The sequence below is a fragment of the Kluyvera sp. NPDC087067 genome (assembly GCF_044745165.1).
In the GTDB taxonomy this organism is placed as follows: Bacteria; Pseudomonadota; Gammaproteobacteria; order Enterobacterales; family Enterobacteriaceae; genus Kluyvera.
In genome coordinates this window covers 211,709-237,441 of sequence record NZ_JBIUZS010000008.1, presented here as the reverse complement: position 1 = coordinate 237,441, position 25,733 = coordinate 211,709, and the positions used below count along the sequence as shown (strand labels likewise).

23 protein-coding genes are annotated in these 25,733 nt (G+C 52.8%); 13 read left to right on the top strand and 10 right to left on the bottom strand.

What is annotated here, in order from left to right; translation table 11 throughout:
• Nucleotides 1–476 precede the first annotated feature (476 nt).
• Nucleotides 477–1,775 (top strand): MFS transporter, encoded by a 1,299-nt coding sequence (locus tag ACIPDS_RS19315; protein ID WP_400739263.1) that lies wholly within the window; start codon nt 477–479, stop codon nt 1,773–1,775.
• A 2-nt stretch (nt 1,776–1,777) separates the two neighbouring features.
• Here the strand turns inward: ACIPDS_RS19315 and ACIPDS_RS19310 are convergent, their stop codons facing one another.
• The 5 genes from ACIPDS_RS19310 to trxC all read right to left on the bottom strand — a co-directional run bounded on the left by ACIPDS_RS19310 (nt 1,778) and on the right by trxC (nt 7,496).
• Nucleotides 1,778–2,107 (bottom strand): YfiM family lipoprotein, encoded by a 330-nt coding sequence (locus ACIPDS_RS19310; protein ID WP_400739260.1) that lies wholly within the window; start codon nt 2,105–2,107, stop codon nt 1,778–1,780.
• A 44-nt stretch (nt 2,108–2,151) separates the two neighbouring features.
• Nucleotides 2,152–3,507, bottom strand: coding sequence for a CDP-diacylglycerol--serine O-phosphatidyltransferase (pssA, locus tag ACIPDS_RS19305; RefSeq protein WP_166516214.1), 1,356 nt, complete (start codon nt 3,505–3,507; stop codon nt 2,152–2,154).
• A gap of 108 nt (nt 3,508–3,615) precedes the next feature.
• Nucleotides 3,616–6,267 (bottom strand): protein lysine acetyltransferase, encoded by a 2,652-nt coding sequence (gene pat / locus ACIPDS_RS19300; RefSeq protein WP_400739257.1) that lies wholly within the window; start codon nt 6,265–6,267, stop codon nt 3,616–3,618.
• A 35-nt stretch (nt 6,268–6,302) separates the two neighbouring features.
• Nucleotides 6,303–7,001: a tRNA-uridine aminocarboxypropyltransferase gene (locus tag ACIPDS_RS19295; protein WP_400739254.1), complete on the bottom strand. Its 699-nt coding sequence runs from the start codon at nt 6,999–7,001 to the stop codon at nt 6,303–6,305.
• Nucleotides 7,002–7,070: 69 nt separating this feature from the next.
• Entirely contained in the window at nt 7,071–7,496 is a 426-nt protein-coding gene (gene trxC / locus ACIPDS_RS19290; RefSeq protein ID WP_166515941.1) for a thioredoxin TrxC, read from the bottom strand.
• Nucleotides 7,497–7,700: 204 nt separating this feature from the next.
• Between trxC and ACIPDS_RS19285 the strand changes: the two genes are divergently transcribed.
• Nucleotides 7,701–8,801 carry a tRNA/rRNA methyltransferase gene (locus ACIPDS_RS19285; protein ID WP_400739250.1) on the top strand — a complete coding sequence of 367 codons (1,101 nt, stop codon included), beginning with the start codon at nt 7,701–7,703 and terminating at the stop codon, nt 8,799–8,801.
• A 172-nt stretch (nt 8,802–8,973) separates the two neighbouring features.
• Here the strand turns inward: ACIPDS_RS19285 and ung are convergent, their stop codons facing one another.
• A complete protein-coding gene (ung, locus tag ACIPDS_RS19280) occupies nt 8,974–9,654 on the bottom strand; it encodes a uracil-DNA glycosylase (RefSeq protein WP_400739247.1) in 681 nt (226 codons plus the stop codon).
• 318 nt (nt 9,655–9,972) lie between these two features.
• Here ung and grcA point away from each other — a divergent pair, with 318 nt between their 5' ends.
• Entirely contained in the window at nt 9,973–10,356 is a 384-nt protein-coding gene (gene grcA, locus ACIPDS_RS19275; RefSeq protein WP_166515944.1) for an autonomous glycyl radical cofactor GrcA, read from the top strand.
• A gap of 86 nt (nt 10,357–10,442) precedes the next feature.
• Here the strand turns inward: grcA and ACIPDS_RS19270 are convergent, their stop codons facing one another.
• Nucleotides 10,443–11,810, bottom strand: coding sequence for a PTS transporter subunit EIIC (locus ACIPDS_RS19270; RefSeq protein WP_400739243.1), 1,368 nt, complete (start codon nt 11,808–11,810; stop codon nt 10,443–10,445).
• Nucleotides 11,811–12,083: 273 nt separating this feature from the next.
• Between ACIPDS_RS19270 and ACIPDS_RS19265 the strand changes: the two genes are divergently transcribed.
• Nucleotides 12,084–13,283 carry an enolase C-terminal domain-like protein gene (locus ACIPDS_RS19265; protein ID WP_400739240.1) on the top strand — a complete coding sequence of 400 codons (1,200 nt, stop codon included), beginning with the start codon at nt 12,084–12,086 and terminating at the stop codon, nt 13,281–13,283.
• A 1-nt stretch (nt 13,284) separates the two neighbouring features.
• Here ACIPDS_RS19265 and ACIPDS_RS19260 read toward each other — a convergent pair whose 3' ends face one another.
• Both ACIPDS_RS19260 and srmB read right to left on the bottom strand, forming a co-directional pair.
• Nucleotides 13,285–14,004 carry a GntR family transcriptional regulator gene (locus ACIPDS_RS19260; RefSeq protein ID WP_400739237.1) on the bottom strand — a complete coding sequence of 240 codons (720 nt, stop codon included), beginning with the start codon at nt 14,002–14,004 and terminating at the stop codon, nt 13,285–13,287.
• 58 nt (nt 14,005–14,062) lie between these two features.
• Nucleotides 14,063–15,394 carry an ATP-dependent RNA helicase SrmB gene (srmB, locus tag ACIPDS_RS19255; protein ID WP_400739235.1) on the bottom strand — a complete coding sequence of 444 codons (1,332 nt, stop codon included), beginning with the start codon at nt 15,392–15,394 and terminating at the stop codon, nt 14,063–14,065.
• A gap of 127 nt (nt 15,395–15,521) precedes the next feature.
• Between srmB and trmN the strand changes: the two genes are divergently transcribed.
• A complete protein-coding gene (gene trmN / locus ACIPDS_RS19250) occupies nt 15,522–16,262 on the top strand; it encodes a tRNA(1)(Val) (adenine(37)-N(6))-methyltransferase TrmN (protein WP_400739233.1) in 741 nt (246 codons plus the stop codon).
• Here the strand turns inward: trmN and nadB are convergent.
• The gene (gene nadB / locus ACIPDS_RS19245; RefSeq protein ID WP_400739292.1) at nt 16,247–17,866 is read right to left on the bottom strand and encodes an L-aspartate oxidase; all 1,620 of its coding nucleotides are present in this window, start codon (nt 17,864–17,866) and stop codon (nt 16,247–16,249) included. The genes trmN and nadB overlap by 16 nt on opposite strands.
• A 408-nt stretch (nt 17,867–18,274) precedes the next feature.
• On the opposite strand from nadB, the gene rpoE reads away from it, so the two are divergent.
• The 8 genes from rpoE (at nt 18,275) to era (ending at nt 25,723) form a co-directional block, all read left to right on the top strand.
• On the top strand, nt 18,275–18,850 hold the full coding sequence (rpoE, locus tag ACIPDS_RS19240) for an RNA polymerase sigma factor RpoE (RefSeq protein ID WP_052282240.1): 576 nt from the start codon (nt 18,275–18,277) through the stop codon (nt 18,848–18,850).
• Nucleotides 18,851–18,881: 31 nt separating this feature from the next.
• Nucleotides 18,882–19,529: an anti-sigma-E factor RseA gene (gene rseA / locus ACIPDS_RS19235; protein WP_166515951.1), complete on the top strand. Its 648-nt coding sequence runs from the start codon at nt 18,882–18,884 to the stop codon at nt 19,527–19,529.
• Entirely contained in the window at nt 19,529–20,482 is a 954-nt protein-coding gene (gene rseB, locus ACIPDS_RS19230; RefSeq protein ID WP_166515952.1) for a sigma-E factor regulatory protein RseB, read from the top strand. The genes rseA and rseB overlap by 1 nt, the downstream gene beginning before the upstream one ends.
• The gene (gene rseC, locus ACIPDS_RS19225; protein ID WP_400739228.1) at nt 20,479–20,955 is read left to right on the top strand and encodes a SoxR-reducing system protein RseC; all 477 of its coding nucleotides are present in this window, start codon (nt 20,479–20,481) and stop codon (nt 20,953–20,955) included. The genes rseB and rseC overlap by 4 nt, the downstream gene beginning before the upstream one ends.
• A gap of 174 nt (nt 20,956–21,129) precedes the next feature.
• A complete protein-coding gene (gene lepA / locus ACIPDS_RS19220; RefSeq protein WP_400739225.1) occupies nt 21,130–22,929 on the top strand; it encodes a translation elongation factor 4 in 1,800 nt (599 codons plus the stop codon).
• Between the two features lie 15 nt (nt 22,930–22,944).
• Nucleotides 22,945–23,919, top strand: a complete 975-nt coding sequence (lepB, locus tag ACIPDS_RS19215; protein WP_400739222.1) for a signal peptidase I — start codon at nt 22,945–22,947, stop codon at nt 23,917–23,919.
• Nucleotides 23,920–24,140: 221 nt separating this feature from the next.
• Nucleotides 24,141–24,821: a ribonuclease III gene (gene rnc / locus ACIPDS_RS19210; RefSeq protein ID WP_062774586.1), complete on the top strand. Its 681-nt coding sequence runs from the start codon at nt 24,141–24,143 to the stop codon at nt 24,819–24,821.
• Nucleotides 24,818–25,723: a GTPase Era gene (gene era, locus ACIPDS_RS19205; protein ID WP_166515956.1), complete on the top strand. Its 906-nt coding sequence runs from the start codon at nt 24,818–24,820 to the stop codon at nt 25,721–25,723. Before rnc ends, era begins: the two co-directional genes overlap by 4 nt.
• The last annotated feature ends 10 nt before the right edge of the window (nt 25,724–25,733 follow it).

The following is a 25,733-nucleotide window of genomic DNA, read 5'->3' as shown; positions in this document are numbered from 1 at the left end:
GAAGTGAAACGCCGTAGCGCCGATGGTAGTGTGGGGTCTCCCCATGCGAGAGTAGGGAACTGCCAGGCATCAAACAAGTGAAGAAGCCCATCCTGCCGGATGGGCTTTTTTGCGTCTGTGCGGAATGCAGAACCGTGAAATTCCCGGGGGTCACTGCATCGTAAATCCCGTAGGCCGGATAAGCCACGCTACACCGGTAGCCCGGACGAGGCGTTCACGCCGACTCCGGGGAAGCACCGAGCCCAATAACAACCCTTGCGCACATTGCCCGATAATCACCTTCAAAGCATAACTCCACTTATATTCTGGCTTCCCCCCTACAGCTAATCCTAAATCGTTCTCCTGCTAACAAAGAATGTGATATTCATCACTTATTTAAATATAACAATTATATAACATTTCATTTACTAAAATATCTGCCTGCGTGACGTGTACGCCCGGTAAGGCAGGAGACCGTTTTTGGCAGGAGTTAATAAATGGCTGTAAACAGTGTGACACCGGAAGGGACGCTTAATAACAGCGATACTCGCCGTCGGGTTATGGCAATAGTCGGCGCATCTTCAGGGAACCTTGTTGAGTGGTTCGATTTTTATGTCTACTCGTTTTGCTCTTTGTATTTTGCCCACATCTTTTTCCCATCCGGGAACACCACCACTCAACTACTGCAAACCGCTGGCGTATTTGCTGCCGGTTTTTTAATGCGTCCCATTGGTGGCTGGATATTTGGTCGTATAGCCGATCGCCGCGGACGTAAAGTCTCAATGCTTATCTCCGTATGCATGATGTGCTTCGGCTCACTGGTCATTGCCTGTTTGCCTGGCTACAGCGTGATCGGCACCTGGGCTCCTGCGCTGTTACTGTTAGCACGCCTGTTCCAGGGGCTATCCGTTGGCGGTGAATATGGCACCAGTGCAACCTATATGAGTGAGGTTGCTATTGAGGGCCGCAAAGGATTCTATGCCTCATTCCAATACGTTACGCTGATCGGTGGCCAGCTGTTGGCTGTACTGGTTGTGGTGATTTTGCAAAACGTACTGAGTAGTGAAGACCTGCATGCCTGGGGTTGGCGTATACCGTTTGCAATGGGGGCGGTTCTGGCGATTGTTGCCCTTTGGCTGCGCCGCCAGCTGGATGAAACTTCGCAGAAAGAGACGCGCACGCTAAAAGAGGCGGGATCATTTAAAGGACTGTGGCGAAATCGTAAAGCCTTTTTGATGGTGCTGGGCTTTACCGCCGCAGGCTCGCTCAGTTTCTACACTTTCACCACCTATATGCAGAAATATCTGGTGAATACCGCGGGGATGAGCGCTAATCTCGCCAGCCTTATCATGACTGCGGCGCTATTTATCTACATGTTGGTTCAGCCGCTTTTCGGTCTGTTCTCTGATAAAGTTGGGCGGCGTACCTCGATGCTTTGCTTTGGCGCGCTCGCAACGCTATTTACGGTGCCGATTCTCTCTGCCCTCCAGAACGTGACATCACCCTATGCTGCGTTTGCATTGGTCATGTGCGCGCTGCTGATCACCAGTTTCTACACTTCTATCAGCGGTATCCTGAAGGCCGAAATGTTCCCGGCCCAGGTACGCGCGCTGGGAGTCGGGCTCTCCTATGCGGTGGCTAATGCGTTATTTGGCGGTTCTGCGGAATATGTGGCGCTATCGCTCAAATCATCGGGAATTGAAACGGCCTTCTTCTGGTATGTTACCGTCATGGCCGCACTGGCGTTCCTGGTGTCGTTAAAACTCCATCGCAAAGGAAAAGGCCTGCGTTTGTAACGCTAATGATGAGCCAGCTGCCACACCGTATAACCCGTTGTGGCACCGGCGACATCCCACGCAAAGTCTTTCCAGCTCCAGCCGCTCCCCGCAGGGCGGCTATCCCACAACTCCTTAGATGCGCCGAGACTCACCGAGAACATAAAGCCGATGGCGGCACTGCGATCGCGGTTAATACCCTGATGCTGCGCATATTCATTACCCGCGGCTGCCAGCATGGCGGAAGCGATAAAATGTTGTGCCTTATCCTGTCCGGTCCAGGCATCATTAGCCATATGATGGCTACAGCCGCCAAGCGACAACATACATAAAAGGAAAACAGCGCGCGACATACATACTCCTGAAAAAAAGCCCCGTCATGACGGGGCTATGTTTTTTAAAGAATACGGCTAATGAGCCTATCGATACGGATACGCCGCAAACGACGGATAAGTTTTCTCACTTTCACTGGGTAATCAGCGATACTCTGAAGATCGCGGTAATGATTCACGACGGTGGTGTGCTGACGGATCAGATCCAGCTCTTTCTGGCGCATAGAGGCCAGCTGCTTTTTAGGATCGTGAATCAACACTGCGTTCTCCAGATCCAGACGCCAGGCTCGCGGATTGAGATTGTTACCGGTAAGCAGCATCCACTCGTTATCAACCCACATCCCTTTCAGGTGGTAGCTGTTATCAGCATCTTTCCACAGACGAACGACCAGCTGATCGGTATTGATGTAATACTGAAGTCGGCTCAGGAAGCGTCGTAGATTGATTTCATACAGATAGGGGAGCGCGCCGATGATTTTAAACGGTTCGTTTTCAGGAATATAGAAGTCGTTAGCGGTCTTATCCCCGACGATAATCTCAACTTTCTTACCTTCGCGCAGTAAACGAATAATATTGCGCACCAGCAAAGCAGGCAGGTTGAAATAGGGCGTGCAGATGGTGAGTTTTTCTTCAGCGCACGGCATCAGATGAAAAATCGTTTTGTTCAGCTCGCTGGATTTACCTAAACCAACCAGCGGCGTCACGGTCAGTTCATCATCGCTGGCATTACCCTGGAAACGGTAACCTGTGTCGCGCAGCTCCTGACGATACTGACGAATATCATTTTTAATTTCCGGGCTTTTTGGCCGCTCGTTGCTATCAAGGCGGTTAACCCCGCGGCCTGCAACCAGATTCTGTAAAACCCAGTTAAACATGATATCCGCCATTTGCGGATTGCGGATGCACTGATAGCGATCGTAGCGATACTTATCATGCTGATGCAGATAGACATCGTTGATGCTCGCGCCGCTATAAAGCACGGAGTCATCAATAATAAAGCCTTTGAAATGCAGTACGCCCAGGGCTTCACGCGTGTTGATAGGCACGCCGTAAACCGGAACATCTACGCCCGGATTCTCTTTGGCTGTGCGGCAATACCAATCAGCATTAGTGTTTGAGGCAGCTGCGCCAATACGCCCACGCTGTGCGCGGTGCCAATCAACCAGAACCCGGACATCCAGCTCCGGACGTTGACGTTTGGCATCGTACAAGGCTTGCAGAATCGCCTTTCCGGCGTCGTCCTGTTCAAGGTATAAGGCGACGATGCAAATCCGGCGCGTAGCGCTGGCGATTTTTGCGAGCAGCGCTTCACGGAAATCTGCTGGAGCATAGAAAAACTCAATATCATCAACAGACTGTGAAAGCTTGGGTAGTTGGGCAAGGTGTTGTTGATGTTTATTACGCTTAAATTTTGACAACATCACAGTGCGTTTCTTCTCTGATTTAGTGAAGGGTCTTCTGTATCAGGCAGACGACGTAAGCGGTCGATGATATCATTTCTGCCGGTCAAGGGCAGCATTTCCAGCAACTTAGTCATCACTTAGCCTCAGGGATAAGCCAACAATGCCATCTTCAAGTTGGATATCGACCTCAAAACCAAGCTTCCTGGCGAGCGCTATCATTCCGCGATTATTCGGCATGGTAATCCCGTTTAATCGTGCCAAACCGTGCGCGCGGGTGTAGCCGATTAATTTCTCCAGCAGACGCCCACCCAGACCAAGGCCTTTCAGATCTGAACGCACCAGCACGGCGAATTCGGCATCAATATTATCGGGATCGGAAATTGCCCTGGTCACGCCGAGAATCTCAGCGTTATCGCCGGTTCCATATACGGCAACAAAAGCCATTTCTCGATCGTAGTCGATCTGCGTCATATTGGCTAAATCATCGTGAGTAAATTCGTTGATCTCATTGAAGTAGCGATAATAGAGATCTTCTTTGGTCACCCGCGCAATAAACTGCTGCAACAGCGGTTCGTCTTCCGGCAAAATCGGCCGGAAAAGACACTGGTCGCCATTCTTCATCGTCACCCATTCTTCCAGGTGCTGCGGATAGGGACGAATAGCAAGACGACTCTCGCTTGAGCCAGTGAACGGCGCAATATCCAGGCTGACGTCGAGTGCGGTAAATTCATTGCCCGAGGCCAGCAGGGGATGGATATCCAGACGCTGGATCTCCGGGCAATCGACAATCAGGTTCGAAACCTGCACCAAAAGTTGGCTAAGGCCGGCAATATCCAGCGGACGTAATGCGCTACGCCCGCGAATCTTCTTGTTCTTGATCGCCTGGATCACCAGATAGCGAGCCAGCGTCATGTTAAGCGGCGGTAGCGCGACGGCGGCCTGATCTTCTGCACGCCACTCAACGCCGCCTTCACCGAGCATGATCAGCGGACCAAATACCGGATCGTGCTCCACCACAACCCGCAGTTCCTGTGCTCCGGCTCGGTTTGCCATGCTCTGTACCAATAGCCCGTGAATGCGCGCCTGTGGCCAGGTCATTTTTACACGATCGAGGATAGCGTCCGCCGCCTGCTGCACTTCCGCCGCGGTGCGCAGATAGAGCATGACGCCCTGAACCTCTGATTTATGCGGGATATCCGGCGAGCGCAGCTTCAACGCGACCGGATAGCCAATTTGCTCGGCAATATGCACCGCTTCGGCGCTATCAGATGCAATCCAGGTCGGTAAGGTATTCAGGCCATAGACGTTTAAGATTGGCCGTACTTCATGGGTATCCAGCGCGTGGATGCCGTTATCAATCGCCTGCTGTAACAGCTCATGTGCCTGTGCGCTATTGGCGGCCAGGCTCTGCGGCAGGGCCGGGGTTTCACGCAGTTGCTTCTGGTTACGCCGATACTCCACCATATGCATAAAGGCGGTAATCGTGCCTTCTGGCGTCCGGTAGGTCGGTATTCCGGCATCGCTGAACATGCGACGTGCTTCAATGGAGGAATATTCTCCGCACCAGTTGGTGAGCACGCTGATGTAATGGCCACGCGGATGTTGCTTGATAAGTTCAATCAATGCGGCGGCGCTTTCGCTTCCCGTCGCGGTGGCGCTTGGGGCGTGGATGATCATTAGCGCATCCAGATCTGGACTATTGAGCAACACATTAACCGCTGAGGAATAATGGCTGATACTGGCATCGTCGCGCAGATCTAACGGGTTATTGGCTTCCACGGTTTCTGGTAACAGTGCTTGTAGCTGCTGGCGCGTTTCGTCGCTGAGCGTCGCTAACTTACCGTTACGCGCCCAATGTTCATCCAGCGCTAATGCCGCTGGGGCCGCGCCGTTGCTGATAATCATCAAGCGTTCACCGCGCAGAGGGCGCATATGGCTCAGGGTTTCAACGGCGGAAAACAGTTCATGGGTATCCTGCACTCGCAGCAAACCGGCACGTTGAATGGCGGCATCCCAGGCGGGGTCCATACCAGAATTAACGTGAAGCAAGCGCTGCGCCGCAGGGCTGCGACCACTTTTAATCACCAGTATAGGTTTGTTACGTGAGGCGCTGCGGGCGGCCGAAACAAAGCGCCGCGCATCGCTAAGCTGTTCCAGATACAGCAAAATTGCACTGGTTTTGCTATCACGCGCCAGGTAATCGAGCAGATCATCCACGTCGATATCCAGACTATCACCCAGCGCAATAAAGTAGGAGAAGCCCATTTCACGCTGCTGCGCCCAGTCCAGAATGGTATTAGAAACGGCGGCAGATTGGGAAATAAACGCCAGCTTGCCTTTACGAATTGGCACCGGCGAAAAACTGGCATTCAGCCCCTGCCACGGTGCCAGCAATCCCAGACTATTCGGCCCCAGCAGACGCATCTGATAGCGTGCGGCACAGGCTTTAAGCTCACTGAACTGATCGGGCGTAGAGGAGAGAATAATACAGGTCTTACAGCCCTTTTCCCCCAACGATTCCAGCAGTTCCAGATTACGCCGTGCATGGGTACACAGCACCGCAAGGTCGGGCGAGAAGGGGAGACTGCCGATGGTCGGCCATGCCAGCACGCCAAGCACCGCTTTCCATGTGGGAGTCACAGGTAAAACCGGGCCGGCAAAGCCGCCTGCCAGCAGGTTTTGCATCATTAAGAAACCGGCGCGCTGTGGCTTCATTGAAGCGCCAATAACCGCAATAGATTTTGGCCTCAAAAGTGCTTCCAGCCCACGCTGACTCATACCGATTTTCCTTACGTGACGGTGACCGTATGAGTTTAACTGCTTTCCGTCACGGCTGTTGTGATGTTGCCCTGATGATGAGCTTTTCCTGCCAGATAGTTTTCACGAAAGCGGGTGAAGTGCTGGCTAAGCGCCGCGGCTGCCCCGGTATCGCCTGCTAAATCCAGCAGGGCAATGGCGACCTCGGCGGTGCAGTATTGTCCTTCTGCGTGCACTTCACGCAGGCTGTAGGCCGATACGCGGGAGAGATCGACGGAAATCAGCGGCAGGTTATCCAGCCATGGGCTTTTACGGAACATTTTTCGCGCTTCCGGCCAGGTTCCGTCTAACATAATAAAAAGCGGGGGCTTACCGGTAGGCGGTGCGCTGAGTACCTGACGTTCAGGGCCAGCATATGAGGACGGGAACACCACCATAGGCTGGTAATCGGGGTTTTTAACCAGATCAAGCAAGGCCTGCGGCGGTTCAGTACGTGACCACTGGAAAGCGTCGGTGAACGGTAAAATATCGGCAATCAGGCGACCGGTATTGCTTGGCTTCATCGGCTCCGTGTCGAACATCACCAGACAAAAACGACTTTTTGCCGGATGGGGCGCAATGGTGCTGCAAAGGCAATAGCCTGTGACCAACAAACAGCGCTGACAGCGACGAACCCGGTTTCCGCGGGCAAGAAAAGGACGAGTTGCGCGGGCTAAACGCTCGGCGCGCAACCGAAGAACGGCATTATCATTCATGGGAATTGAGCGGCAAAAACGCTATTGTCGCAGAGGTCAATACGGGGCACAAGACGTGCCCCGGCGGAACTATTGTTGAAGGGCTTCGTTCAACCAGCTTTCAAACGGGGCTTTCGGGACTGCGCCGTTCAGCATGTCGAGCACTTCACCATTTTTAAACACCATGATGGTCGGGATGCTGCGGATACGAAAACGTGCGCTGAGTTCACGTTCAGCTTCGGTGTTCACTTTTACAAAGCGAACTTGACCACTACGCTCTTCGGCAACGTCTTCGAAAATTGGCGCAAAGTTACGGCAAGGGCCGCACCATGGTGCCCAAAAATCGACGACAACCGGGAGATCGTCCTTCAGCAGTTTATCCAGCGTGCTGTCCGTGGCGTTGATAACATCACCATCAAACAAATCTTCACCACAGCGTCCACATTTTGCCGCGTCGTTAACACGCTCTTCAGGAATGCGATTAAGCGCCTGGCAGTGGGCACAAACGGTATTCATAACTCACCTCTGGGTCATCGTGTTGCAGGACGGCAATGTTGCCGAATGTTTCTATAATGTTACACATTATCAACGAGACTGTATTAATCAACAATGCGTTTTACCCAATGGGTACAATAGTCGTAGTCTTTTTTATGAAGTAATGGCTAAGCGCTAACACATCAGGTAATCTGCGCGCTTCGCGCAGCGCAGGTGGAGAAAAACATGAGCGACGAACTGAAGAACAAAAACGGCAAGGTCAAAGTGATGTACGTCCGCAGTGACGATGACTCGGACAAACGCACCGAAAATCCACGTACTGGTAAAGGCGGAGGCCGTCCTGGCACATCCCGTGCTGGTACTTCCCGTGCCGAAGGCGGTCGTCGCCCTGCCCGTGATGACAGAAGAGGCCCTAACAGCGACCGTGGTCGTGAACGCGGACGCGATCGTGACGTTGAGCGCGACCGTGACCGTGGTGAAGGCTCTCCGTGGCGTACGGTTTCCCGCGCCCCGGGTGACGAAACCATCGTCAAGCCAGACCATGGCGGCATCAGCGGTAAAAGTTTTATCGATCCCGAAGTGCTGCGTCGTCAGCGCGCGGAAGAGACTCGCGTTTATGGTGAGAATGCTTGCCAGGCGCTGTTCCAGAGCCGCCCAGACGCGATTGTTCGCGCCTGGTTCGTGCAAAGCGTGACCCCACGCTTTAAAGAAGCGCTGCGCTGGATGGCTGCAAACCGCAAAGCCTATCACGTGGTTGATGAAGAAGAGCTGGCAAAAGCGTCCGGTACTGAACATCACGGCGGCGTCTGCTTCCTGATTAAAAAGCGTAACGGCACCTCCGTACAGCAATGGGTAGCCCAGAGCGGTGAAGATGATTGCGTGCTGGCATTAGAAGATGCAGGTAATCCGCATAACCTCGGCGCGATGATCCGTAGCTGCGCACACTTTGGTGTGAAAGGCGTTGTCTTGCAGGATGCCGCTTTGCTGGAATCCGGTGCGGCAATCCGTACCGCAGAAGGCGGTGCTGAGCACGTACAGCCTATCACCGGCGATAGCTTCATCGACGCGCTGGAGCAGTTCCGCAAAGCGGGCTACGCCATCGTAACGACCAGCGGCAACGGCAATGGTTTACCGCTGTTTAAAGCGGAACTGCCGAAGAAAATGGTGCTGGCCTTAGGACAGGATCGTGACGGTGTTTCCGCAGCTGCCGCCGCGATTGCGGATATGAGCGTATCGATTGATGGCACCCGTGCGGTAGAAGGTCTGAACGTCTCCGTGGCGACCGGCGTATTGCTGAGCGAATGGTGGCGTCAGCATAAAGCGTAAGCAAGCGCGATGTTGAAAAAAACCGGTGGAGGCGACTCTACCGGTTTTTTTATGTGTGCTGGGTACTCATTGTAGGCCGGATAAGCAAAGCGCCATCCGGCATCGGCTCCCAACTGCCGGATGGCGCTTTGCTTATCCGGCCTACGCGTCGGTATTTGAATTACAGCAAGCCTTATTCCGGCAGCACCGGCATCCAGTCAATTGGCGCTTCCCCACGCTGCTGCAGCCACTCATTCGCTTTCACAAAATGGTTGCAGCCAAAGAACCCGCGGTGTGCGGAGAGCGGCGATGGATGCGGGGCTTTCAGCACGCAGTGGCGCTGGGTATCAATAATGGCGCCTTTTTTCTGCGCGTGCGCTCCCCATAGTAAGAACACCACGCCTTCACGATGCTCGTTAATCAGCGCGATCACTTTATCGGTAAAGGTTTCCCAGCCCAGGCTGGCGTGCGAGTGCGCTTGACCTGCGCGAACGGTCAGCACGGTGTTGAGCAGCAGTACGCCCTGGCGAGCCCAGCTCTCAAGATAACCATGGTTCGGGCGCGTAAAACCGGGGATGGTTCCTTCAAGCTCTTTATACATATTTAATAGGGATGGCGGCGTTGCGATACCCGGCTGCACGGAGAAAGCCAGACCGTGCGCCTGATTCGGGCCGTGATACGGGTCTTGCCCGAGGATCACGACTTTTACGTCGTTTAACTCGGTGAAGCGAAAGGCGTTAAAGACATCTTTCTGCGGCGGATAGATAGTGATACCAGACTGGCGCTCGCTGGCGACGGTAGCCAGCGTGTTAACGAAGTAAGGTTGTTGTTTTTCAGTCGCCAGCACATCATGCCAGGTTAAAGGGGTTGTCATCTCGCTCTCCTGCGAATTTCTATGATGCTAGCTTAACTGCTTCTTTCCTCATCACAAAATCGGATGGCCTCTTAGAAAGGAGTAGGCTTAAAAAAAGTTGAATATTTACAAGGTTTTTTGCTTTTCGTGCATGGCGTAACTTGATGCAAAACAAGTATTTCCCCTCATGACCACTTTTTAGGTGTGGTTTTTATTGATTTAAATCAAAGAATCAAGGGTGGCTGAGGGGTATATATACACTCAAGCAACAATGGTTTTACCAATTGGCCGCGAGACGGTCGGTTAAAAACGAATATAAAGAGCCTAGGGAGGCATCAAATGATTACAGGTATCCAGATTACTAAAACGGCTAACAACGACCTGCTGAACTCATTCTGGCTGCTCGACAGCGAGAAAGGTGAAGCGCGTTGCCTGTGTGCTAAAGGCGGTTATAAAGAAGATGACGTGGTTGCACTGAGCGCGCTGGGCGACATCGAATACCGTGAAATCCCGGTTGAAGCAAAACCAGAAGTACGCGTTGAAGGTGGTCAGCACCTGAACGTTAACGTTCTGCGTCGCGAAACTCTGATGGATGCGGTTGAACACCCAGAAAAATACCCGCAGCTGACCATCCGCGTTTCTGGCTATGCCGTACGCTTTAACTCCCTGACCCCAGAACAGCAGCGCGACGTTATCGCTCGTACTTTCACTGAAAGTCTGTAATTTCTCAGGGGTGGGACGTTAACGCGTCAAATTAAGCTGACGCCAGTGAATAAATCCCCTCGCAGGATCTCTGCGAGGGGATTTTTTTATGGCTTCTGCTCGCGGCCAACCAGCAGGGTGGTGAGCGTGAAGGACAGCACTAGCGCAATGGCGACGCCAGAAAGGGCGAAGATAAACCACGGGCCGATATACGCGGGCAGACTGAAGATGCTCGACAAAATATAGCCATACAGCCGCACGCCGAAGAACGCGATAAATGCCGAGGCGAGAGAACTCGCTATGGTGGCGGCAATAAACGCTTTCTTATACCGCGTTAGCACGCCGAAAAGCGCAGGTTCGGTGATCCCCAGCAATGCTGAGATAGCGGCGGAGAGGGTGACCGTTCGATTTTCCTTATTCAGACGCCAGATAGCAAAGGTCGCTCCGGCGATGGCCATGTTAGCCATAAACATCATTGGCATGAGCATGTCATAGCCGCGGTCGCTGAAGTTTTGCAGCGCGATAGGCGTCATGGCATGGTGCATGCCGGTAAGAATGGCCACCGGGCGAATCGCCCCGACAACTAATCCAGCAAAGCTTGCGGATATCCCAAACAGCCCTTCAATACACCACGCGAGCATTTTCCCAAGCCAGATGCCGATAGGACCGATGATAACCAGTGCGGCTAATGCGCCAATAAACAGCGTCAGCGTGGGGGTGAACACTGTTTTCAGTACCTCCGGCATGACTCTGTCCACCGCCTGATGAATGTACTTTAAGGCAAGAATAGAGAAAATCACCGGTATCACGCTTGAGGCATAGTTAAATACCGAAACGGGAATGGCGTTGAGTAACCACAGCGCTGAGACGGCGCCATCCTGATGTGCCGCCAGCGCTTTTGCCGCGTCAATCAGCGTGGGATACATCAGGCAAGCTGCGACAGCCACGGCCAGATATTCATTGGTTTTGAAGATTTTTGCGGCCGACACCGCCAGGAAAAACGGCAGAAAATAAAATACGCCGCTGGCAATCAGGTCGATAATCATCACGGTATCGCTTTTGGTCGATACCAGCTTGAGAGCGATGAGACCCGCCAGCAAACCTTTTATCATCCCAGCACCGGCAATCGCCGGAACAATTGGACCAAAGACGCCGGAGACCGTATCCATAAACAGCGACACCAGGCTTTTGCGCTCTTTCGTTTTTCCGCTGGTGGCCGTCTGGGAACCCGTGCCCAACGCATCCTGGAGTAACTGATACCATCCGTTAACCTTTGGGCCGATGATTATCTGAAACTGATCGCTTTGTAACTGTGCACCCAATACGCCGGGCAACTGCTTAATTTCATCGGCGGCAATTTTATTATCATCAACCAAATCAAAGCGTAGTCGGGTCATACAGTGCCAGACTTTATTAATATTCTCCGGCCCGCCCACCAGATGAATAATCTTGCTGATAGCCTCTTGCGTCCCCATAACGGCTCCTGCGACAAGTTTGTTGTGTTATTTGTGTCGCTGAATAGTAAGTAAGCCACTCAATAAAAACAAACCAATAAAATATGATGATAGTCACACTTTGCTCTATATAAGGTCATCACCACTAGTGTTTTGATTAATTGGTTCGTTTTTTTAATATAAATAGCGCTATTAATGAACCAAAAAAATTAAATAATAAAAAGGTTTACCGGCGACTAAAAATAGGGTGAAGATAATGTCATTCTCATTTTTATTTTCTCCTGGGAGCCGTCTGTGAAACCTTCGCTAATTACTGCGGTTGATTGCTTTATCACCCGCCCCGATCGCCATAATCTGGTCACGGTCAGAGTGACCACCGATAACGGAACGGTAGGGCTCGGCTGTGCAACCTTCCAGCAGCGCCCTCTGGCGGTGAAAACGCTGGTGGATGAATACCTGCAGCCTCTGTTACTGGGGCGCGATGCTAATAACATCGAAGACCTCTGGCAGATGATGAACGTCAACGCATACTGGCGTAACGGCCCGCTGATGAATAATGCGATCTCCGGCGTGGATATGGCGCTATGGGATATTAAAGCGCAGCTTGCTGGGATGCCGTTGTATCAATTGCTGGGCGGGAAATCGCGTGACGCCATTGCGGCTTACACACATGCCAGCGGGGAAACGCCGGAAGAGCTGTTTGTCTCAGTCGATAAATTGCTGGAGCAGGGCTATCGACATATACGCTGCCAGCTGGGCTTTTATGGCGGTACCGCGCGAGAGATGCAAACGCCGGAAAATCCAACGCCAGGGGCATGGTTCGATCAGGATGAATATATTCGCAATACCGTTGAGATGTTCCGCTTACTCCGCGCGCGCTATGGCCATCGTTTCCATATTCTGCATGATGTTCATGAACGCTTATTCCCACAGCAGGCCTTGCAGCTGGCAAAGCAGCTTGAACCTTATCAGCCGTGGTTTATTGAAGATATTTTGTCACCACAGCAAAGCCCGTGGCTGGCGCAGATTCGTCAGCAAAGCAGCATCCCGCTGGCGATGGGCGAGCTGTTTAACAACCCGGCAGAGTGGCACGATCTCATTGTTAACCGGCAGATTGATTTTATCCGCTGCCATATCTCACAGATTGGCGGGATTACTCCGGCCCTGAAGCTGGCGGTGCTGTGTCAGGCTTTTGGCGTCCGTCTGGCGTGGCATGGGCCGGGGGATATGACGCCAATCGGCGTTGCGGTCAACACGCATCTGAATATTCATCTGCATAACGCGGCTATTCAGGAGTATATCCCACGCTCGGCGTCTACCGATGCCATATTCCCGGGCGCGCCGGTGGTCAAAAACGGCTTTATCTACCCGCCGACTGCTCCCGGTATTGGCGTCGGTTTTGATGAAGCGTTGGCACGGAAGAACCCGGTGGTTTATCGCCCCCATGAGTGGACGCAAAGCCGCCTACCGGACGGCACTATTCACACGCCGTAAGCTAATCTTGTGATTGCTGACGAAAGGTGAGGTTGTCGCGGTTATGTGGGATCACGTAGGTGCAGGAATAATTGATATCGATGATATCGCTAATTTCATACACCCGTCCGCCGTCGAGGATCCCACGGTTATTAATGTGCATGGCTGGGCTGCCCTTTTTACATCCCAGTAAAATAGATTGCTCCCGGTTCACGCTCACGGCGCGATAGCGGGTCAACAGATGGGAAATCGGATGCCCCTTCTCGAGGACGTACTGCTGTATTGAACGCTCAATAACCTCCTGATTGAGGTCGCGGAAGAGGGCCGCTGGCATCCGCGAGATTTCAATTTGAGTGGCAACCTCATCGACAAATCGCAGACGGCAAAATTGCCAGATAAAGTCATCCCCGGACAGGCCAAAAATCTGCTGGTCTTCTCGGTCTGGACGCTTTTTATGCAGGCTTATCATCCGATACCGCATCTGATCGAAGCGTTTTTCGGTAATCGAGTTATAGACCAGGGGATTGCTGCGCGTCTGCGCGTTTATCCAGATCCCCGACCCTTGCACAATTCTCACGACGCCAATGCTGGCCAGTTTTTCCAGCGCCTGACGAATGGTGAAACGTGAAACGCCGTATTCCTCAGCTAACTGACGTTCAGGTGGCAGCTTTTGCGCGCCGTCGCTGTGCTGCTGATAAATTTTGCTAAGGAGATCCTGAGTGACAAACTCTTTTTTCTTCATGGCAGACCGCTCTTATCCCTGAATACGAAAACGCCGGGAATTTATCCCGGCGTTTGCATTACTCTTTGTTGCTCTGCTCTACAGCATTGCTGCCGCTTGGCTTGCGGCGTTTGCCAACGTTCTTGGCATCGCGGTGACGTTTCTTCACGCGCGGTTTTTCTTTATCTTTCTCTTTTTGCTCGGCGCGTTTTGCCAGCACTTTCTTCGATGGCTTACCGGTCATTTTTTCGCTTGGTGGACGGGTCACAGGACGCAGTCCTTCAATCACGCGAGCCTTTAAAGGTTCTTCAACGTAGCGGCCAATTTTCATCAGCAGCACGTAGTCGTGAGCTTCTACCAGCGAAATCGCGGTACCTTTACGACCCGCGCGACCGGTACGGCCGATACGGTGCAGGTAGGTGTCGCCGCTGCGTGGCATATCGAAGTTGATAACGTGGCTGACGTCAGGAATATCAATCCCGCGCGCGGCAACGTCTGTTGCAACCAGCACGTTAACGCGGCCTTCGGTCAGACGCTTAATACCTTCGGTGCGCTTGACCTGTGCCATTTCACCTTCGAGATAGCAGTTGTTGATACCGACCGAACGCAGCTTATCAGCCAGCTCGTGCACGCGCTCACGCTTACGCACAAATACGATGGTGCGCGTAGCGTCTTCTTGTTTGAGCAGATGCTCAAGCAGTTTGAATTTATGGTCGAAGTCATCAGCACGGTAGTACCACTGATGAATCTTCTTACGCTCGCGCGTGGACGGGTCAGCGGAGACCTCAACCGGATCTTCTAACAGACGCTCAGCAAAGTCCTTAATCGCATCGCCCTCAAGCGTTGCGGAGAACAGCAGCGTCTGCTTACGCCAGCGGGTTTCACCGGCGATATGCTCGATATCCTGAGCAAAGCCCAGATCCAGCATGCGGTCCGCTTCATCAAGGATCAGCGTTTCAACGGCGCGGCAGTCGAAGTTTTCTTCTTTAATGTATTGCATCAAACGACCGGTGGTCGCGACGACAATATCCTGGTTTTCGCTGAACACTTCGGCGTGGTTCATATACGCCACGCCACCGGTGATGGTCGCAATGTCCAGTTTTGTATTTTTTGCCAGCTCGCGGGCATGATCGGCGACCTGCATCGCCAGTTCACGCGTTGGCGTGAGGATCAAAATACGCGGCGGGCCGGATTTTTTGCGCGGAAAGTCGAGCAGGTGCTGCAACGCAGGCAGCAAATACGCCGCTGTTTTACCGGTGCCGGTTGGCGCAGAACCGAGAACGTCACGTCCTTCGAGCGCAGGCGGGATAGCGGCAGCCTGGATGGCAGTTGGGCGCGTAAAGCCTTTACTCTGGAGGGCTTCCAGCAGGCTTTCGTCAAGTTCAAGTTCGGAAAAAGTCGTTACAGTCATGATTACCTCTGTGTGAGGCGGTGATTATAGACGTTACGGCTTTAATCTTCATCTGTTTGTATGGCTATCTGTTCTCGGGTATTGTTCATCATCGAAATATTATCTGGTTTTATCGGCAAGGTCGCATATGACGTCTGACTCTAAATCCGTGTTGCGCCGCAACGGATTTACCTTTAAAAATTTTTTTGTGGCTCACGATCGCTGTGCAATGAAAGTTGGCACCGATGGCATTTTACTTGGCGCCTGGTCACCGATTGCTCGTGTTAAGCGGGTGCTGGATATTGGTGCCGGGAGTGGGCTGCTGGCATTAATGCTGGCGCAGCGTACCGATGAGAGTGTGACAATAGACGCCGTTGAGCTTGATGAAGACGCGGCAGAGCAGGCGCGCGAAAACGTCGCTGAATCTCCGTGGGCGGCGAGAGTCCAGGTTCATACTGCCGATATCCAGCGCTGGGTCGCCGGGCTGACGACCCGCTACAACCTGATCGTCAGCAATCCACCTTACTACGAGCAGGGCGTTGAATGTTCGACGCCGCAGCGAGAACAGGCTCGTTATACGACCACGCTTGATCATCAGACGCTGCTGACCTGTGCGGCGGACGCCATTACTGAAGATGGTTTCTTCTGCGTCGTTTTACCCGAAAATATCGGCCAAAGTTTTACCCAGTCCGCGCTATCGATGGGCTGGCATTTGCGATTGCGCACGGATGTTGCGGAAACGGAAGTCCGTCTGCCGCATCGGGTTCTGCTGGCGTTTTCGCCGAAAGCCGGGGAGTGTTTTAGCGACAGGCTGGTTATTCGCGGGCCAGAGCAGCAGTATTCGGAAGGTTACACTGCCCTGACCCAGGCGTTCTATTTATTTATGTAAGTGGGTGGGGAGAGCACGGACGGGCCCGATTGCGCTAATAAATCGGGGTAATCCAGCGTGTAATGCAGCCCGCGGCTCTCTTTACGCATCATCGCACAGCGAACAATAAGCTCTGCCACCTGCACCAGATTACGCAGCTCCAGCAGATTGTTTGAGACGCGAAAACGTGAATAGTATTCGTCGAGCTCCTGCTGCAATAGGGTGATACGGCGCAGAGCGCGCTCCAGTCGTTTGGTGGAGCGCACAATTCCGACGTAATCCCACATAAACAGCCGCAGCTCGTGCCAGTTATGCTGTATCACCACCAACTCATCGGAATGTTCAACCCGGCTTTCATCCCACGCGGGCAGTTTTTCTGCCGGGCGGCCGTCAGGCATCCGTTGATGAATATCCTCCGCTGCCGACCAACCATAAACCAGACACTCCAGCAGCGAATTAGATGCCATCCGGTTAGCGCCATGCAGCCCGGTATAGCTCACTTCACCAATTGCATACAGGCCTTCCACGTCGGTGCGCCCATAGTCGTCGACCATCACGCCGCCGCAGGTATAGTGGGCTGCGGGCACAATCGGTACTGGCTCTTTGGTGAGATCGATGCCCAGCCCCATTAATTTTTCATAAATCATCGGGAAGTGCTGACGCACAAAGGCTTCCGGCTTGTGGCTGATGTCCAGATACATACAGTCAACGCCCTGGCGCTTCATCTCATGGTCAATTGCGCGGGCCACGATATCACGCGGAGCCAGTTCACCCCGGGCGTCAAAATCGGGCATAAAACGGCTACCATCAGGACGCTTTAAATGTGCGCCTTCGCCACGCAGGGCTTCTGTCAGCAGGAAATTACGCGCCTGCGGGTGATACAGGGCGGTAGGGTGGAATTGATTAAACTCGAGGTTCGCCACCCGGCAACCTGCGCGCCAGGCCATAGCAATACCGTCTCCGGAGGAAATATCCGGGTTCGTAGTGTATTGATACACCTTCGATGCGCCACCGGTCGCCAGCACCACCGATTTTGCCGCACAGGTTTCAACCTTCTCTTTATTGCGATCCCAGATCCATGCGCCGACCACGCGGCGGGGCCCCGGCAAGCCTATTTTATCCGAGACAATCAGATCAACGGCATTACTGCGCTCAAGCACGCGAATGTTCGGGTGGTTGAGTGCTTTGGTGACCAGCGTGTTTTCCACCTCACGCCCGGTGGCATCGGCGGCATGTAAAATGCGGCGATGGCTGTGTCCGCCTTCGCGGGTTAAATGATAGCTTTCTTCGCCGTTTGCCTGCACGTGAGTATCAAACAGCACTCCCTGGTCGATAAGCCACTGCACGCAATGCCGGGCGTTGCTGGCGACAAACGAAACCGCTTGTCTGTCACAAATACCGGCCCCGGCAATCAACGTATCCTCAATATGCGAGTCAATACTGTCGGTTTCGTCGAAAACAGCAGCAATTCCCCCTTGAGCGTAGAAGGTCGAGCCTTCGCTAATGGGGCCTTTGCTTAACACGATAACTGAACTGTGCTCGGCAAGACGCAGCGCCAGCGACAAACCGGCAGCACCGCTACCGACGATCAGGACATCACAGGAAAGTTCTGGAAGTGAGTTCATCATCTTTGTTTAATTTACTAAACACGGTTGTGGCAGAGTAGCACTATAAAAGCCATGTGGGCAGGGTTTTTTTACACTAAGGTTGTAATGACTAAACATTGAATGCAAAACAGCAGGCTGATTGTTGTGACAAGACTACGATCCTGGACAGCTATTTATGATGAAATAAAGGCCGGGTTACGTTACTCTTCACTGGATTTGCGTTTTTATTTCGCAACTTACGTATCGAGTTGGATTGGCAGACATATAATGACAGACAATGAAGCGTCTACTTTTCAACAAAAAACAAAGCGTGACGGAACTTTACGATATTCGAACACTCTAAGTATCTGCTTGCTCATAATGCACAGTAGTAGAGTGGCATTCTGATTACGCATGGGAATAGGGTTTGGGGAGACATTACCTCGGATGAGCGAGCAGTTAACGGACCAGGTCCTGGTTGAACGGGTCCAGAAAGGAGATCAGAAAGCTTTTAACCTACTGGTGGTACGCTATCAGCATAAGGTTGCGAGTCTGGTCTCCCGTTATGTGCCATCTGGCGATGTGCCGGATGTCGTACAAGAGTCTTTTATAAAGGCCTATCGCGCGCTGGATTCTTTCCGGGGGGATAGTGCTTTCTATACGTGGCTGTATCGTATTGCAGTGAATACGGCCAAAAATTACCTGGTTGCTCAGGGACGTCGTCCGCCGTCTAGCGATGTGGACGCAAGCGAAGCTGAAAATTTTGAAAGCGGCGGCGCGTTGAAAGAAATTTCGAACCCTGAGAACTTAATGTTGTCAGAAGAGCTGAGACAGATAGTTTTTCGTACCATTGATGCGCTTCCGGAAGATTTACGCATGGCAATTACCTTGCGGGAGCTCGATGGCCTAAGCTATGAAGAGATAGCGGCTATAATGGATTGTCCGGTAGGTACAGTTCGTTCGCGTATCTTCCGTGCACGAGAAGCTATTGATAATAAAGTTCAACCGCTTATCAGGCGTTGACAAAAGCGGGATACTGGAAAAGGTATTAGGCATGCAGAAAGAAAAACTTTCCGCCTTAATGGATGGTGAAACGCTGGATAACGAGCTGTTGACGGAATTGTCACACTCGTCAGAGTTGCAAGAAACCTGGGAGAGCTATCACCTCATTCGTGATTCGCTGCGCGGCGACACGGCTGAAGTGCTTCACTTTGATATCTCTTCTCGCGTGATGGCCGCCATCGAAAATGAGCCCGTTCGTCAGACGACAACGCCGCTCATTCCTGAAGCCCAGCCAGCGCCTCATCAATGGCAGAAAATGCCGTTCTGGACAAAAGTACGTCCATGGGCCAGTTCGCTTACCCAGATGGGCGTAGCGGCGTGCGTTTCCCTTGCTGTGATCGTTGGCGTTCAGCAGTACAATGGCAAGACCGATACCACTCAACCAGAATCGCCGGTGTTCAATACATTGCCGATGATGGGCAAAGCAAGCCCGGTTAGCCTGGGTGTCCCTTCGGACGCGACCAGCGGCACGGGTCAGCAGCAGGTTCAGGAACAGCGTCGCCGTGTTAATGCTATGCTGCAGGATTACGAATTGCAGCGTCGCTTGCACTCAGAGCAGCTGCAGTTTGAGCAGGCACAAACTCAGCAAGCCGCTGTTCAGGTGCCAGGCTATCAAACTCTAGGAACGCAATCGCAGTAATGAAGCAACTTTGGTGTGCCATGTCACTTGTGGCTGGTAGCCTGTTCTTCTCCGCAAACGCCTCGGCAGATGTATCGTCCGGGGCGTTGTTGCAGGAGATGAATCTGGCCAGTCAGTCACTCAACTACGAGCTGTCGTTCGTCAGCATTAATAAATCCGGCGTTGAATCGTTACGCTATCGTCACGTGCGTCTTAATGGACAGCCCCTGGCGCAGCTCCTGCAGATGGACGGCCCGCGCCGTGAAGTCGTGCAGCGCGGAAGCGAAATCAGCTATTTTGAGCCGGGCCTTGATCCCTTTACGCTCAACGGCGACTACATCGTCGACTCCCTGCCTTCATTGGTCTATACCGACTTCAAACGTCTGGCGCCTTACTACGATTTTATCTCCGTCGGACGCACGCGCATTGCCGATCGCATGTGCGATGTGATTCGCGTTGTGGCAAGAGATGGCACCCGCTATAGCTATATCGTGTGGATGGACTCGCAGAGCAAGCTGCCTATGCGCGTTGATCTCCTTGACCGCGATGGTGAAACTCTGGAGCAGTTCCGGGTTATCGCTGTTACCACGGGCGATGAGGTGAACAGCAGCATGCAGAATCTGGCTAAAGCGAGCCTGCCGCCGCAGCTGTCGTTGCCAACCGGAACGAATGTCGTCTTTAACTGGTCATCGGGCTGGTTGCCGCAGGGGTTCAAAGAAATAGCGACGAGCCGCCGCACGCTGCCGGGCATTGATGGTCCGGTCGAGTCACGCCTCTTCTCTGACGGTCTTTTCAGCTTCTCGATAAACGTCAGTCGCGCAAACGCCAACAGCAGCGAGCAGATACTGCGAACCGGTCGCCGCACGGTCAGCACTACCATTCGCAATCAAGCCGATATTACCATCGTCGGTGAACTGCCACCGCCAACCGCAAAACGCGTTGCCGACGGTATTTCATTTAAAGGTGCACAATGATTAAAGAGTGGGCGACCGTTATCGCATGGGATAACGGTATGGCGCAGGTTAGCTGTGACGTGAAAACCTCTTGCAATAGCTGCTCCTCACGCGCTGGCTGTGGGACTCGGGTATTAAACAAGCTCGGGCCGCAAACCAGCCATACGATCTCCGTGCCCAGCGCCCAACCGCTGGTGGCGGGTCAAAAAGTGGAGTTAGGGATCACCGAAAGCAGCCTGCTCGGATCCGCCATGCTGGTCTATATGTCTCCGCTATTCGGCCTGTTTGTCGTCGCTACGCTATTTCAGGTGCTTTTTGGCTCAGATATCGCCGCATTATGCGGTGCGGTATTGGGCGGCGTCGGCGGTTTTCTTATTGCCAAAGGTTTCTCCCCACGCCTTGCCGCACGTGAGACCTGGCAGCCAATAATTATCAGCGTCGGCCTTCCTCCCGACCTGATTCGTACCGCATCATCTTCTGAAATGAGCCAGTGATAACACTGGCTTTATTATTTTTGGAACACTCCTCGCAGGAAGCGCTATGCTTGGCGGGAAGAGCATTTCCTGGTTGCGCGGTTGTAGTGTAGAATGCGGCGTTTTCGAACGACAATCATGTCAGGCTCCGTACCGCGGCCTCAAAGTATTCGTAAGGCATAAATATATTAATATATGAAGAATATACGTAACTTCTCCATCATTGCACATATCGACCACGGTAAATCAACGCTGTCTGACCGTATTATTCAGATTTGCGGTGGCCTTTCCGATCGTGAAATGGAAGCCCAGGTTCTGGATTCAATGGATCTGGAACGCGAACGTGGCATTACCATCAAAGCACAGAGCGTGACGCTGGATTTCAAAGCGTCCGATGGGGAAACCTATCAGCTTAACTTTATCGACACCCCAGGCCACGTTGACTTCTCTTATGAAGTTTCTCGTTCTCTGGCGGCCTGTGAAGGCGCACTGCTGGTGGTTGACGCCGGGCAGGGCGTAGAAGCACAGACGCTGGCGAACTGCTATACCGCACTGGAAATGGATCTGGAAGTGGTGCCGGTTCTGAATAAAATCGACCTGCCGGCCGCCGATCCTGAGCGCGTGGCGGAAGAGATTGAAGATATTGTCGGTATCGATGCAACCGACGCGGTTCGCTGCTCGGCGAAAACCGGCGTGGGTGTTACCGACGTGCTGGAACGTCTGGTGCGTGATATTCCGCCGCCGGAAGGCGATCCCGAAGGCCCATTACAGGCGCTGATCATCGACTCCTGGTTCGATAACTACCTCGGCGTTGTCTCGCTGGTGCGTATTAAAAACGGCACCATGCGTAAAGGCGACAAAATTAAAGTGATGAGTACCGGCCAGGTCTACAACGCAGACCGCCTGGGTATTTTCACGCCAAAACAGGTGGATCGTACCGAGCTGAAATGCGGCGAGGTAGGTTGGCTGGTTTGTGCTATTAAAGACATCCTCGGCGCGCCGGTTGGCGATACGCTGACGCAGGCACGTAATCCGGCAGACAAAGCGCTGCCAGGCTTTAAAAAGGTCAAACCGCAGGTATATGCCGGTCTGTTCCCGGTGAGCTCTGATGATTACGAAGGTTTCCGTGATGCGCTGGGTAAACTCAGCCTGAACGACGCTTCTTTGTTCTATGAACCAGAAAGCTCGACCGCGCTGGGCTTCGGCTTCCGCTGTGGCTTCCTCGGTCTGCTGCACATGGAGATCATTCAGGAGCGTCTGGAGCGTGAATACGATCTGGATCTTATCACCACCGCACCGACCGTAGTGTATGAAGTGGAAACGACCAGCAAAGAGACTATCTACGTCGATAGCCCGTCTAAGCTGCCGCCGCTGAATAACATTTACGAACTGCGCGAGCCGATAGCCGAATGTCACATGCTGCTGCCGCAGGCCTATCTGGGTAACGTTATTACTCTGTGTATCGAGAAGCGTGGCGTGCAGACCAACATGGTTTACCACGGTAACCAGGTTGCGCTGACCTATGAAATCCCGATGGCAGAAGTGGTGCTCGACTTCTTCGACCGTCTGAAGTCAACCTCCCGCGGCTATGCGTCGCTGGACTATAACTTCAAACGCTTCCAGGCGTCTGACATGGTGCGTGTTGATGTCCTCATCAACAACGATCGTGTTGATGCGTTAGCGCTTATTACCCACCGTGATAACTCGCAGAGCCGCGGCCGTGACCTGGTTGAGAAAATGAAAGACCTCATTCCACGTCAGCAGTTTGATATCGCGATTCAGGCGGCTATTGGTACGCACATCATTGCGCGTTCAACGGTGAAACAGCTGCGTAAAAACGTGCTGGCGAAATGCTACGGCGGTGATATCAGTCGTAAGAAAAAACTGCTGCAAAAACAGAAAGATGGTAAAAAGCGAATGAAGCAGATCGGTAACGTCGAACTGCCACAGGAAGCCTTCCTTGCCATTCTGCATGTCGGTAAAGACAGCAAATAATCTTAAGGAGTTGGCATGGCGAACATGTTTGCCCTGATTCTAGTGATTGCCACACTGGTCACGGGCGTGCTGTGGTGCGTTGATAAATTTGTCTTCGCGCCAAAACGACGGGAACGTCAGGCTGCGGCGCAGGTTGCAACCGGCGAATCGTTAGATAAAAAAACGCTGAAGAAAGTGAGCGCAAAACCAGGTTGGCTGGAAACGGGCGCGTCGGTTTTCCCGGTACTGGCGATCGTGTTAATTGTGCGCTCATTTATCTATGAGCCGTTCCAGATCCCTTCGGGTTCGATGATGCCGACTCTGCTGATAGGCGATTTTATCCTGGTGGAGAAATTCGCCTACGGGATTAAAGATCCAATCTATCAAAAGACGATTATTGAAACAGGTCATCCGAAACGCGGCGATATCGTGGTGTTTAAATACCCGGAAGATCCACGCCTTGACTACATCAAGCGCGCCGTGGGTCTGCCAGGGGATAAAGTTACTTACGATCCGGTTGCTAAGCAGGTAACCATTCAGCCTGGATGCAGCTCAGGCCAGGCGTGCGGTAACGCGCTGCCGGTGACTTACTCAAACGTTGAGCCGAGCGATTTCGTCCAGACCTTCTCGCGCAGCAACGGCGGTGAGGCGACCAGCGGCTTCTTTGAAGTGCCGCAGGGCGAAAGCAAAGAAAACGGCGTACGTCTGACCCAGCGTCAGGAAACGTTGGGCGAGGTTAATCACCGTATTTTGACCGTGCCAATCGCTCAGGATCAGGTGGGGATGTATTACCACCAGTCCGGTTTACCGCTGGCGACCTGGATTGTGCCGCCTGGACATTACTTCATGATGGGCGACAACCGTGACAACAGCGCGGACAGCCGTTATTGGGGCTTTGTACCGGAAGCCAATCTGGTTGGTAAAGCCACGGCCATCTGGATGAGTTTTGATAAACAAGAAGGTCAATGGCCTACCGGCGTGCGTTTAAGCCGCATCGGCGGGATCCATTAATTCCTGTTTTTATTTCGCGCGGCAGTTAAATCGCTGCCGCGCGAATTATTTCATGTTTAAATCCATTCAAACTAACGACATCCCTCGTCGTTGTGTATAGAATATCCCCCCGAAGTTTCGGATGTCTCTAAACGAGAGACACGGCACACGAAACCGCATTGGTTTTCCTCAGGTCTGTTTCGTGTGCTGCATTATTGACGCATTCATTTATTTGGTATCGCATGAATCCCATCGTAATTAATCGGCTTCAACGGAAGCTGGGCTACACTTTTGTTCATCAGGAGTTGTTGCAGCAGGCGTTAACGCACCGTAGCGCTAGCAGCAAACACAACGAACGCTTAGAGTTTCTGGGCGATTCAATTTTAAGCTACGTGATTGCTAACGCACTCTATCACCGCTTCCCTCGCGTGGATGAAGGGGATATGAGCCGGATGCGTGCAACGCTGGTTCGCGGAAATACGCTGGCGGAAATCGCCCGTGAATTCGAACTGGGCGAATGTCTGCGTTTAGGGCCGGGTGAGCTGAAAAGCGGCGGTTTCCGTCGTGAATCTATTTTAGCCGATACGGTTGAAGCATTGATTGGCGGGGTATTCCTCGACAGCGATATTCAAAACGTTGAACGTCTGATCCTCTCCTGGTATCAGACCCGTCTGGACGAAATTAGCCCGGGCGATAAGCAAAAAGATCCAAAAACACGCTTGCAGGAATACCTGCAAGGCCGCCATCTGCCGCTGCCGTCTTATCTGGTGGTACAGGTGCGTGGGGAAGCACACGATCAAGAATTTACTATCCACTGCCAGGTTAGCGGCCTGAGTGAACCGGTGGTCGGCACAGGTTCTAGCCGTCGCAAGGCGGAACAGGCTGCCGCCGAAGAGGCGCTGAAAAAGCTGGAGCTGGAATGAGCGAAGAAAAGAACTACTGCGGATTTATTGCCATCGTCGGTCGCCCGAACGTCGGCAAATCCACCTTACTGAACAAACTGCTCGGGCAGAAAATTTCGATTACTTCCCGAAAAGCGCAGACGACACGTCACCGTATCGTCGGCATCCATACCGAAGGGGCCTACCAGGCGATTTACGTCGACACCCCGGGCCTGCATATGGAAGAAAAACGCGCTATCAACCGTCTGATGAACAAGGCGGCGAGTAGCTCCATCGGTGACGTTGAGCTTATCATTTTCGTGGTTGAAGGCACCCGCTGGACGCCGGACGACGAAATGGTGCTGAACAAACTGCGTGGCGGTAAAGCTCCGGTTATTCTGGCGGTCAACAAAGTCGATAACGTCCAGGAAAAAGCGGATCTGCTGCCGCACCTGCAGTTCCTCGGCAGCCAGATGGACTTCCTCGACATCGTGCCTATCTCCGCGGAGAGCGGGTTCAATGTCGACACCGTTGCGGGTATCGTGCGTAAGCATCTGCCGGAAGCCATTCACCACTTCCCGGAAGATTACATCACTGACCGTTCACAGCGCTTTATGGCTTCTGAAATCATCCGTGAAAAACTGATGCGTTTCCTGGGCGCAGAGCTGCCGTATTCAGTAACCGTTGAAATCGAACGCTTCGTGTCGAATGAACGCGGTGGTTATGACGTCAACGGCCTGATCCTCGTGGAACGCGAAGGTCAGAAGAAAATGGTCATTGGTAACAAAGGCTCCAAGATCAAAACCATCGGTATCGAAGCCCGTAAAGATATGCAGGAAATGTTCGAAGCGCCTGTTCATCTGGAACTGTGGGTGAAAGTGAAATCTGGCTGGGCCGACGACGAACGCGCGCTGCGTAGTCTCGGTTATACTGACGATCTCTGAGAATAACCCC